This window comes from Pseudomonas reactans (assembly GCF_013387025.1).
GTDB lineage: Bacteria > Pseudomonadota > Gammaproteobacteria > Pseudomonadales > Pseudomonadaceae > Aquipseudomonas > Aquipseudomonas reactans.
This window is the reverse complement of sequence record NZ_JACAQP010000027.1, coordinates 53,527-65,035: the sequence shown is the minus strand read 5'-3', so window position 1 is coordinate 65,035 and position 11,509 is coordinate 53,527. Positions and strand designations below refer to the sequence as shown.

The window sequence follows — 11,509 nt, the reverse complement described above, 5'->3', positions numbered from 1 at the left end:
CGCGCGCCACAACGGAGGACCGTCGTGGCTTATCTGCACACAGACAAATGATCAACTCGACCTCGTCTAAGGCAGGGGCCAGTGCACTGGCAGCGCTTGCTCAGAGTAACAATGAGTTACGTACGGGTATAAAGCACTTGGGTGAACAGGCTTCGATTGAAATCCAGAAGCTTCAACAAGAAATCGTCGGTTTGACGCAGCAACTCAATGGCGCAAGTCCCTCCGCTACCGGGGATGCGGCGGTATCGGCTCAGAGCAGGGGTGATCGCGCCGGACGTGATGCAACAGCCCAGGCCAACCAGTCCTCATCTGAACACTCTCCCTCCGCGTCCGACAGCCAGGCGTCTAAGGGGGCTGCACCCCATTCCGCTGAACAGGTGGTCAGCGACCAGACGAGTATCGGTCAGCAACTTGCCAGTTTGAGGGAGGAACTGGGCAGCGCGTTCAAGCGACTCCACCAAGCCCTCACGGAACTGATGCAAAAAATATCAGGAGGCTCTGCTACACAGAGCCCGTCCAGCGATTCTACGCCAAGCAACAGTGGCGCCCGTGCGCAGCAGCAAGCGCCCGTCAATACGTCTGAAGCAAGCCAGGCGCAAACGTCGTCTGGGTCTGAGGACATTGATGCGCTGAGCAAGGAAAACGCAAAACTTCATGAAGAGGCCAAACAGCTCTCCGAGGGCGTGGTCGAAGCGGTTTCAATGCTTAAAAAGCAGATTGCCGAGTTGAAACAGCAACTCGCTGGCAAAAACGTCTGATGCTGGGATCGGCGCACTGCGAAACCTGTAGGCACTAATGTGCACATGGCGATGGCTCCAACGTCTGGAGCTACGCTCATTCCTGTACGTTGCTCCGTTGTCAGGATCAACGTCAGGTTCACTCAAAGCGTAAGATGACTCGACGGTTATGCTTGCTCTTCTTCTCGATCTTCTCGCAAAACACCCGGCCGATTTCTTCGGTGTTGATCACATGGGTGCCCCCACACGGCTGGATATCAATGCCGGCGACTTCAATCACCCTTACCGAGCCTTGAATGACCGGCGGAGCCACTGCCTGTGTACGCGTGATCTGTAGCAAAGTCGAATATTCGGAAGCTGGCATCGACAAGGTTTTTACCGCGTGAGCCTGTGCGATCAGCGCATTGAGGTCGCGGGTGATGCTGTCTTTATCGAGGGTCATTTCGGGTAGGTCGAAATCCAGCCGGCCCTTGTCCGCACTGATGCTGCATCCGGTGACCGGCGCATCGATGATCGAACACAGCAGGTGCAAACAGGTGTGCATTTTCATGTGCTGGTAGCGCCGGTCCCAATCGAGGCCGGCATCCACCTGTACCCCGGCGGTCAGCTGCGCGGGGCAGTGTTCCACCTGGTGCCAGATGATCGAGCGCAGCACCGGGTCGCGCACGGTGCCGGTCACTTCGACCCGCGTACCGTCGGCCAGTGTGAGGTGGCCCGTGTCGCCTGGCTGGCCTCCGCCCGTGGGATAGAACAGTGTGTGTTCCAGGGCAATACCGTGTTCGCTGACGGCAATCACCCGGGCGCTGAAGGCGTTCTGGTAGGGCGCGCTGTCGAACAGCGCCAGGGTTTCCATGGTGTGCACGGACATGTTCAACCTCCGACGATCAGTGGGCTGGCTTGCAGCAGGGAGCGCACCATTGCACTCAGGCCAGGGGGGGAGAGCAGTGTGATTTCGAATTCCGGCCCGCAGACTTTCAGGTTCAGCGGCAAGCGCGGCAATGGAGTGCTCGACTCGACACGGTGCAGACGAAATTGCAGGTGGTGGCGCTCCTTGACCGTGGGCTCCAGCATCAGCCCCGGCAGGGGGTGGAAATCGGCGTCCAGCACGGTCACCTTATGGCTGGCGTTGATTTCGCCCACCACGTGCAAGCGCTCATCCAGGGCGAAGGCACCGAGGTAGTTGCTGTGGTCCGATTCATCGTTTTTTTGCAGCTGGATCTGGTTCACCACCTTCACTTTGGTGCCGGCGGGAACGTCCTGGGTGATTACGCAGGACGGGCTGATAAACACGTTGTCGCCAATCAACACATAGCCCAGCACGCGGGCCCCGGAGCCGACCTCGACGTTATTGCCCAGGCGTGGATGGCGCTTGCCATCAGGGTTGTTGGCGATGCCACGGGCGCCCAGGGTCACGCCGCAGAGGATGTAGCAGTCGTTGCCGATTTCGCAGGTTTCGCCGATCACCGTGCCGTAGCCATGGTCCAGTACGAAGCGTCGGCCGATGCGCGCCGCCGGGTGAATCTCTGCACCGGAAAGCACCTTGCCCTGGTTGCTCAGCTTGAGGGCAATGCGCGAGAACACGCCGTTGGTCTGGTCCGGAAAATGCCATACCAGGTGCGCCAGGCGGTAATACAGCACCGCCTTGAAAGAGGCGTAGGATTCCAGGATCAACTCGCCGCGCCCACGTGAGGCCGGATCACGGTAGGCGTAGGCGATCAGGTCCTCGGCCACCGCCTGCGCCGCATTCTGGATCAGCGTGGCCAGATGCGGTTCCAGCTGTTTCAGTTGGACGGGCGTGAGGGTCTTGATGAGGTGGGTGAGCAGCTCATCGTGCAACTGTTGCATGTCGATAAAACCGCCCATGGAGGCACCCCCGTATTCTGGTTGGCTGGAAACCCGGTTATTCGAAACTGGGCAGGTAGCTGTCGGCATTGTCGTAAACCATGGTCAGCACCACCGTTTCGGGCGGCAGTTCGGGGGCGAGCTTGGCGATGGCCACCATGTTGGCAGCGGACGACAGGCCCAGGCTGATAGCGTCGGTGCGCATGATGCGTTTCATCATGTCGATGCAGTCCTGGCGCGAGACCTTGAGCATGCCGTCGATCACGTCCAGGTTGAGAATGCTCGGGATCAAACCGATCGACAGGCCCTGAATGTGATGCGGTGCGTGCTGGTTTTTCAGCAGGTCGCATTCTTCCGGTTCCACGCCCATGACGCGCAGCTGCGGCCAGGCGGCTTTGAGGGTTTCACCGATGCCAGTGATATGCCCCCCGGTGCCGATGCCGCTGACAAAGTAGTCGGCGCGCAGCTCACCGAAGGCACGCAGGATTTCCGGTGCGGTGGTGTCGCGATGGGTCTGTGGGTTGGCGCCGTTGCGCTGCTGGTTGAGCATCACGTAGCTGGGGTTTTCCAGCTGCAGTTCCATGCACTTTTCGCCGTGAGAGTTGTTGCCCAGGCGGCTGTCCGACAGCACCACCTTGGCCCCGTATAAACGCAGCAGCTTCTGTTTTTCCGGGCTGTAGTTGTCGGGAATCACCAGCACCACTTTGTAGCCCAATACATTGCCCGCCATCACCAAGCCGATGCCGGTGTTACCGCCACTGGGTTCGATGATGGTCTGCCCGGAATCACGGATCAGCACGCCCCGGCGCTCGGCGTCGAGGATCATGCCCAGGGCGATGCGCGCTTTGTGGCTACCGCCGGGGTTGAGCGATTCCAGCTTGGCGTAGACCTCGATGCCGAGATCTTCGGAGAACTGCGCCAGACGCACGATCGGCGTTTGGCCGATCACGTCGAGGATGGAGTTATGCAACATCATTCAGCCCCCGGCTCAATACAACGGCATGTCGGGTTCGACGTCACGAACCCAATGTTTCATGCCGCCCTGCAGGACTTTGGTGTTGGCGAAACCTGCCGCCAGCAAGGTACTGGCGGCTTGCTCAGCACGGGTGCCGGCGTAGCAGATCAGGTAATGGGTATTGTCCCGACTGAGGCTGTCGAGGTGGCCGTCCAGTTCGGCCAGGGGGATATGCACCACGCCCGGCAATTTGCACACTTCCAGTTCGCTGGCGTCGCGCACATCCAGCAGCACATCGGCGCTGCTGGGGTGTTCGAGTACTTGCTTGAGTACGCGCGGCTTGATGTAGCGTTCTTCGGCCAGCGACGGTTGGCTGGGCACGGCATCCGCGCAGGCGGTCGATGCCAGGGTTTCGCTGTGGCGCGCCTCGGAGCAGCATGGGCAGTCGGCGCGGCGCTTGAAACGGATTTCGCTGAACTTCATCGCCAGCGCATCGAAACGCATCAAGCGACCGGACAAGGGTTCACCAATGCCGATCAACAGCTTGATCGCCTCGGTGGCCTGGATCATCCCGACCACACCCGGCAGCACACCGATCACGCCACCGGCGCTGCAATTAGGCGCAAGTTCTGCGGGCGGCGCGCTGGGGAACAGGCAGCGGTAGCACGGCCCGCCTTTGTAGTTGAGCACGCTGATCTGCCCGTCGAAGCGGTAGATCGCGCCGTACACCAGGGGCTTGCCCAGTTGCACGCAAGCGTCGTTGACCAGGTAGCGAGTATCGAAGTTGTCGGTGCCGTCGATCACCAGGTCGTAGGCGCCCACCAACTCCAGGGCGTTGTCGGCGTTCAGGGCGGTGTCGTGGGCGTTGATCTGGATGTGGCGGTTGAGGTCTTGCAGGCGCTGCTTGGCGGACTCTACCTTGGGCATGCCGAGGGTGCTGTTACCGTGGACGATCTGGCGTTGCAGGTTGCTGCTTTCCACCACATCGAAGTCCACCAGCCCCAGGGTGCCGACCCCGGCAGCGGCCAGATACAGGCTGATCGGCGAACCCAGGCCACCAGTGCCGATGATCAGCACCTTGGCTTTCTTGAGGTTCAACTGACCTTCGCGACCCACGCCGGGCAGGGTGATGTGGCGCACGTAGCGTTGTACTTCTTCGTTGCTCAGCGCGTCGACGTCCATGCCGCCGGACGTGGCCAGCAGCACCTCGATTCTGGCTTTCTCGGGCAGTGGGTCATCCGCGCCAACCAGCTCTTCCTCGGCGGTAAACAGGAAGTGCTCCTTGAGCTGGTTGTTCTTCTCGTGAAACAGGTGCGGGCGCAACTGAGGGTGACTGCTGCAGAGGTTTTCAATGACTTCGCGCAATGTCGATCCGGTGCCCTCGAGGGTCGATTCCGGCAGCTTGGCCACGCGAACCAGAATGTCGGGGAAAGAGACAGCGTTCATGGACAACTCCGTGTGCAGGTCGTTGAAAGGTTGAAGGGCGAAATGCTTGCCATCCCAGGCAAACAGCTTGGAGCCCAGGGCCTGGCCCTGGCGAACGTCGACCACCAGGTAGCTGACGGGGTGGATCGGCTCGCCCATGAACAGCGCCTTGTCCTGGTCTTCATCGCTGAAATAGGCACCCACATCCGGGTGCGAGTGGTAGATCACCACCACCGGGTTGTCGCTGCGCAACGCCTTGTTCATCAGCAGGGTGTCGGCCACCGAGAAGGTGTAGCCGTTGGCCGCGCTGCGCGGGTACATCTCGGGGTTCTTGCGGTGCAGTTCATTCTGGATATTGCTGCCCAGGTACACGCTGCCGTCGGCGAAGACAAAACCACAGCATTCCTCGGGGTAGCTGCGGCTGGCGTGGGCGTAGATCTGTTCCAGGGCTTTGGGGCGGAGGACGTCCATGTTTCTCTCGCGTGGCTGAAGTTGATGGGGCAGGGCAGGGGTCAATTTTTCTTGGCCAGGAGTTTTTCAACGGGCAGTTTGGTGATCGCAAAGCCGGCCAGCAGGATGGCCGAATACAGCATCAGGTCGCGGGAAATCGACACGCCTTCGTACCAGGCGCCGATGATCACCGCGAACACCGGGAAGATGATGAACACGAACGACAGGATGATCGGGCTCAAGCGCTTGAGCAGCATGAAGTACACGATGAACCCGCCTACCGAGGCCACCAGCCCGAGGTAGAACAGCGCGCCCCACGAGCGCAGGGTGATGGTTTCGAAGGTCGGCGTTTCAAACCACAGCCCGGCGACGAACAGCATCAGCCCGGCAATGCCGATGGGCAGGGTGTTGTAGGTGATCACGCTGATGGCGCTGCCTTTCTGCTTGGTAATCACGTAGCACAAGGCATGCATGATCGCTGCGGTCAGAATCGCCAATACGCCGAAGAACTCCGCGTGGTCCAAGTGCAGGCCCTGGCTCTTGATGATCATGTAGAGGCTGCCGAAACCGATGCCGATGCCGACCACCTGGGAAAAGTAGATGCGCTCGCGCAGGAACAGTGCAGAGAAAATCAGGATGAACACCGGCATGCAACTGAACAGCAGTGCGGTAAGGCCGGACGAGACATGCATCTCGCCGTAGTTGAGCAGGTAGTAGGGCACGCTGAAGTAGGACAGGGTCACGAACACGAAGAACCAGCGGCTCTCGCGGGGGAACAGGATCGGTTCGCGGCGCACCATGGCAAAGCACAGGAACAGCGGGAAGGCGATCAGAAAGCGCAGGCCGGCGGACGTCAGTGGCGGCACGCTCTCCACGGCAATCTTGATCCCCAGCCACGTGGTGCCCCAACTCAGGCACACGATCAGGAACATCACGCTGGTGATCAGCCCTGCCAACCACTGTTTTTGGGTTTTTGTCTTGGCGGTGTTTTCGAGAACGGCGGACATTGGCATCGTTTATTGCTTCCCTGAGCCGAAATTGAACTCTATATTGAGCTTGTAATGAGTTGTAAAATCCGGCGATTGAACCCGTAAAAGCACACTATTAGGGCAAAAGATGGCTGTCAAAACAAATATTGACATGGTGTCAATTATGCGTGAGGGGTTGTCCAACGGTCAGGGCGTGAAGTACAAGCGCCTGTCCGATGTCATGGAACGGGGCATCCTCGAAGGCTTGATTGAACCGGGAAGAAAACTGCCGCCTCATCGGGTGCTTTCCGACAACCTGGGTGTGACGATCGGCACCATCAGCCGGGCCTACGGCGAACTGGAACGCCTGGGGTTGGTTGTGGCGCGGGTCGGTGACGGCACTTTCGTGCGCAAGCGTGGGATGGAGCGCCAGCGCGATGAAGGTTTTCGCAACTTCAGCGAAGAGCCGCGCCAGTACTTCGACATGAGCCGCAATATGCACATCCCCGGTCAGGAAACCGTGTTCCTGGCCCAGAGCTTCCAGACCCTGTCGACCAACGCCAAATTCCTCCAGGACATCAGCGCCTACACACCGGACGCTGGCCTGCCGCGCTACCGTGAAGCGGGCGCGCAATGGCTGGTGCAGCGTGATTTTCATCCGATCCCCGAGCAGGTTATCTGCGTCAATGGCGGCCAGCACGGCTTGCTGTGTTCGATGATGGCGCTGTTACGGGCCGGCGATACCGTGGTCACCGAGCAACTGACGTATCCGGGCCTGATTACCGCCGCGCGGATGCTGGGTATCCGGTTGATCGGCCTGGAGATGGATGAAGAAGGCGTGCTGCCGGGCGCGCTGGATGAAGTCTGTCGAAATCACCGGGTTTCAGCGCTGTACTGCACACCGACGATCCAGAATCCGACCACGGCGGTACTTTCGGTGGCGCGCCGCGAAGCCTTGGTCAAAGTGTGTCGCGAGCACAACCTGTTGATTCTTGAGGACGAGGCCCACGGTGTACTGGTCGAGGACCGGCCGCCGCCTCTCAGCCATTTCGCCCCCGAGCGTACGATTTTGATCAGTAGCCTGAGCAAAGCCGTGTCGGCCGGGCTGCGTGTGGGTTATGTGCATGCGCCACCGGCGTTGGTCAGCCGTATTTCGGCGGCGCTGCGTTCGACTTGCTGGATGGCCACGCCTGTCACTCTAGAGCTTGCCACCCAGTGGATCGAAAACGGCACGGCGGAGTACCTGTTGCGCCAACAGATCAACGAGATCAGCCGGCGTAAGGCCTTGGTCCGGGACCTGCTGGCCGGTCTGGAATATCGCACCCATCTCAATAGCCCGCATTTCTGGGTCGAAGTGCCGGAGCCATGGCGGGCGTCGGAAATCGAGGCGGAGCTCAAGCAGAATAATTACCTGATCGCCACCGCCGAAGCGTTTGCCGTGGGGCAGACGGCCGTGCCGCAATTTATTCGGGCGAGCATCTGCAATACGTCGGGGGATGATCAGTTGTTGCGGGCGGGGTTTGATGCGTTGGCGACGGCGCTGGGGCAAGGGGGAGGCAGGTTTCAACTGTAGGAGCGAGCTTGCTCGCGAAAAAACGCCTGGGCGCCGCGGTTTTCTAGGTTTCCCCGCGTTATCGTTGACGATTTTCGCGGGCAAGCTCCGCTCCTACAAGTGGTCGTGGATTACTTGAACCTACGCTCCACACCCTTCTCCACCAGAATCTTCGCCGAAATCTCTTCCACCGAAAAATGCGTGGAATTGATGTGCGCAATATTCTCGCGACGGAACAGATTTTCTACTTCACGTACTTCGAACTCGCACTGCGCATAGCTGGAGTACCGGCTGTTGGGCTTGCGTTCATTGCGGATCGCCGTCAGCCGATCCGGATCAATGGTCAGCCCGAACAGCTTGTGCGAATGCGCGCGCAGGGCGGCCGGCAGCGTCAAATGCTCCATGTCGTCTTCGGTCAGCGGGTAGTTGGCCGCGCGGATGCCGAATTGCATGGCCATGTACAGGCAGGTGGGCGTTTTGCCGCAGCGGGACACGCCCACCAGGATCAGGTCGGCCTTGTCGTAGTAGTGGGTGCGGGCGCCGTCGTCGTTGTCGAGGGCGAAGTTCACCGCCTCGATACGCTCCATATAGTTGGAGTTGTGCCCAATGGAATGGGACTTTCCTACCGAGTACGACGAGTGTTCACTCAGCTCTTGTTCCAGTGGCGCCAGGAACGTCGAGAAGATGTCGATCATGAAACCATTCGACGTTGCGAGAATCTCACGGATGTCTTGATTGACGATGGTGTCGAAAATGATCGGGCGAAAACCGTCTTTTTCAGCCGCCAGATTGATTTGTTGTACCATGGCCCGCGCTTTATCCACGCTGTCGATGTACGGTCGCGTGAATTTGGCGAAGGTAATGTTTTCGAACTGCGCGAGCAGGCTTTGACCCAATGTTTCGGCTGTGATACCGGTGCCGTCGGAGATAAAGAAAGCAGATCGTTTCATTTGAGCCCTGGGCCTTAAGCTGATGGCGAATCTTGGATATGATAGGCGCGATTTTGCCGTCCCGCAGTGGGCCGCATTCTCACTTATTTTCCAGGTCCAGGCCACAAGCGCTGGCACTCGCTCCTACTGAGCAGCCGGCGTCCTGAGCTTTTCCAACACAGTTAGTGGAGAGATCACCTTGGTAGAGTACGTAGTTTCCCTCGATAAGCTCGGCGTCCATGATGTAGAGCACGTGGGGGGCAAGAACGCATCCCTCGGCGAGATGATCAGTAATCTTGCAGGCGCTGGTGTGTCGGTGCCCGGTGGTTTCGCCACCACGGCCCAGGCTTACCGCGATTTCCTCGAACTGAGCGGCCTCAACGCTCAGATCCACGCCGCGCTGGACGCCCTGGACGTCGATGACGTCAATGCCCTGGCCAAGACCGGCGCCCAGATCCGCCAATGGATCATGGAAGCCGAGTTCCCCGAGAAGCTCAACGAAGAAATCCGCACCGCCTTCGCCGCGCTGTCGGCCGGTAACCCGGACGTCGCCGTTGCCGTGCGCTCCTCGGCCACCGCCGAAGACTTGCCGGATGCTTCTTTCGCAGGCCAGCAAGAAACCTTCCTGAACATCCGCGGCGTTGAAAACGTGATCCGCGCGGCCAAGGAAGTGTTCGCCTCGCTGTTCAACGACCGCGCCATTTCCTACCGTGTGCACCAAGGTTTCGACCACAAGCTGGTGGCCCTGTCTGCCGGTGTGCAGCGCATGGTGCGTTCGGAAACCGGCACTGCTGGCGTGATGTTCACCCTCGATACCGAATCGGGCTTCCGTGACGTGGTGTTCATCACCGGCGCCTACGGCCTGGGCGAAACCGTCGTACAAGGCGCGGTCAACCCCGACGAATTCTACGTACACAAGCACACGCTTGAAGCCGGCCGCCCGGCCATCCTGCGCCGCAACCTGGGCAGCAAGGCCATCAAGATGATCTACGGCGACGAGGCCAAGGCCGGTCGCTCGGTGAAAACCGTTGAAGTCGACAAGGCCGAACGCGCGCGTTTCTGCCTGACCGACGCTGAAGTCAGCGAATTGGCCAAACAAGCGATGATCATCGAAAAGCACTACAAGTGCCCGATGGACATCGAGTGGGCCAAGGACGGTGACGACGGCAAGCTGTACATCGTGCAGGCCCGTCCGGAAACCGTGAAGAGCCGTACCTCGGCCAATGTCATGGAGCGCTACCTGCTCAAAGAAACCGGCACCGTGCTGGTGGAAGGCCGTGCCATCGGCCAGCGCATCGGCGCCGGCAAGGTGCGGATCATCAAGGACGTGTCCGAGATGGACAAAGTCCAGCCAGGCGACGTACTGGTCTCCGACATGACCGACCCGGACTGGGAACCAGTGATGAAGCGCGCCAGCGCCATCGTCACCAACCGTGGCGGGCGTACCTGCCACGCGGCGATCATCGCCCGTGAACTGGGGATTCCTGCGGTCGTGGGCTGCGGCAACGCGACCCAGCTGTTGAAAGACGGCCAAGGCGTGACTGTTTCCTGCGCCGAGGGCGACACCGGTTTCATCTTTGAAGGCGAGCTGGGCTTCGATATCAAGCAGAACTCCATCGACGCTATGCCGGACCTGCCGTTCAAGATCATGATGAACGTCGGCAACCCGGACCGCGCCTTTGACTTCGCGCAATTGCCAAACGCCGGTGTGGGCCTGGCCCGCCTGGAGTTCATCATCAACCGCATGATCGGCGTGCACCCCAAGGCCCTGCTGAATTACGACGGCCTGCCGCTGGACATCAAGGAAAGCGTCGACAAGCGTATCGCCGGCTACAACGACCCGGTGGGTTTCTACGTCGAGAAGCTGGTGGAAGGCATCAGCACCCTGGCGGCGGCGTTCTACCCGAAAAAGGTCATCGTGCGTCTGTCGGACTTCAAGTCCAACGAATACGCCAACCTGATCGGCGGCAAGCTTTACGAGCCGGAAGAAGAAAACCCGATGCTGGGCTTCCGTGGCGCCTCGCGCTACATCAGCGAAGCGTTCCGTGACTGCTTCGAACTCGAATGCCGCGCCCTCAAGCGCGTGCGCAACGAGATGGGCCTGACCAACGTCGAGATCATGGTACCGTTCGTGCGCACCCTGGGCGAAGCGAGCCAGGTGGTGGACTTGCTGGCTGAGAACGGCCTGTCCCGTGGTGAAAACGGCCTGCGCGTGATCATGATGTGCGAACTGCCGTCCAACGCCATCCTGGCCGAAGAATTCCTGGAGTTCTTCGACGGTTTCTCCATCGGCTCCAACGACCTGACCCAGCTGACCCTGGGCCTGGACCGTGACTCCGGGATCATCGCGCACCTGTTCGACGAGCGAAATCCTGCGGTCAAGAAGCTGCTGGCCAACGCCATCCAGGCCTGCAACAAGGCTGGCAAGTACATCGGTATCTGCGGCCAAGGCCCTTCCGACCACCCGGACCTGGCCAAATGGCTGATGGAGCAGGGCATCGAAAGCGTGTCACTGAACCCCGATTCCGTGCTGGAAACCTGGTTCTTCCTGGCGGAAGGCCAAGCGTCCGTCTAAGGTCGTTACGTCAAAAGTGCCGGTCACCCGTCGTGGGTGACCGGCATTCTTATCTGTACAGGGCGGAATCCTTGCG

At 60.0% G+C, this 11,509-nt stretch carries 9 protein-coding genes; 3 read left to right on the top strand and 6 right to left on the bottom strand.

Translation table 11 applies throughout. The features are described from left to right. Positions 1–47 precede the first annotated feature (47 nt). A complete protein-coding gene (locus HX793_RS22135; protein ID WP_177052336.1) occupies positions 48–758 on the top strand; it encodes a hypothetical protein in 711 nt (236 codons plus the stop codon). Positions 759–876: 118 nt separating this feature from the next. On the opposite strand, the gene HX793_RS22130 is transcribed toward HX793_RS22135, so the two are convergent. The 5 genes from HX793_RS22130 to HX793_RS22110 are packed head-to-tail and all read right to left on the bottom strand — an operon-like array spanning position 877 to position 6,365. Next, the gene (locus tag HX793_RS22130; protein ID WP_177052335.1) at positions 877–1,605 is read right to left on the bottom strand and encodes an alanyl-tRNA editing protein; all 729 of its coding nucleotides are present in this window, start codon (positions 1,603–1,605) and stop codon (positions 877–879) included. A gap of 2 nt (positions 1,606–1,607) precedes the next feature. Further along, positions 1,608–2,600: a serine O-acetyltransferase gene (locus tag HX793_RS22125; protein WP_177095750.1), complete on the bottom strand. Its 993-nt coding sequence runs from the start codon at positions 2,598–2,600 to the stop codon at positions 1,608–1,610. A gap of 37 nt (positions 2,601–2,637) precedes the next feature. Then, a complete protein-coding gene (locus HX793_RS22120) occupies positions 2,638–3,552 on the bottom strand; it encodes a PLP-dependent cysteine synthase family protein (RefSeq protein WP_025999978.1) in 915 nt (304 codons plus the stop codon). 15 nt (positions 3,553–3,567) lie between these two features. Continuing rightward, complete coding sequence (gene moeB / locus HX793_RS22115) at positions 3,568–5,430, bottom strand: molybdopterin-synthase adenylyltransferase MoeB (protein WP_177052333.1); 1,863 nt, start codon at positions 5,428–5,430, stop codon at positions 3,568–3,570. A 41-nt stretch (positions 5,431–5,471) separates the two neighbouring features. Further along, on the bottom strand, positions 5,472–6,365 hold the full coding sequence (locus tag HX793_RS22110; RefSeq protein WP_161630257.1) for a DMT family transporter: 894 nt from the start codon (positions 6,363–6,365) through the stop codon (positions 5,472–5,474). A gap of 160 nt (positions 6,366–6,525) precedes the next feature. Here HX793_RS22110 and HX793_RS22105 point away from each other — a divergent pair, with 160 nt between their 5' ends. Beyond that, a complete protein-coding gene (locus tag HX793_RS22105) occupies positions 6,526–7,950 on the top strand; it encodes an aminotransferase-like domain-containing protein (RefSeq protein ID WP_177095749.1) in 1,425 nt (474 codons plus the stop codon). Between the two features lie 110 nt (positions 7,951–8,060). Here HX793_RS22105 and ppsR read toward each other — a convergent pair whose 3' ends face one another. Further along, on the bottom strand, positions 8,061–8,879 hold the full coding sequence (gene ppsR, locus HX793_RS22100; protein WP_003193298.1) for a posphoenolpyruvate synthetase regulatory kinase/phosphorylase PpsR: 819 nt from the start codon (positions 8,877–8,879) through the stop codon (positions 8,061–8,063). 178 nt (positions 8,880–9,057) lie between these two features. Here ppsR and ppsA point away from each other — a divergent pair, with 178 nt between their 5' ends. Further along, the gene (gene ppsA, locus HX793_RS22095; RefSeq protein WP_016979260.1) at positions 9,058–11,433 is read left to right on the top strand and encodes a phosphoenolpyruvate synthase; all 2,376 of its coding nucleotides are present in this window, start codon (positions 9,058–9,060) and stop codon (positions 11,431–11,433) included. Positions 11,434–11,509: the final 76 nt, after the last annotated feature.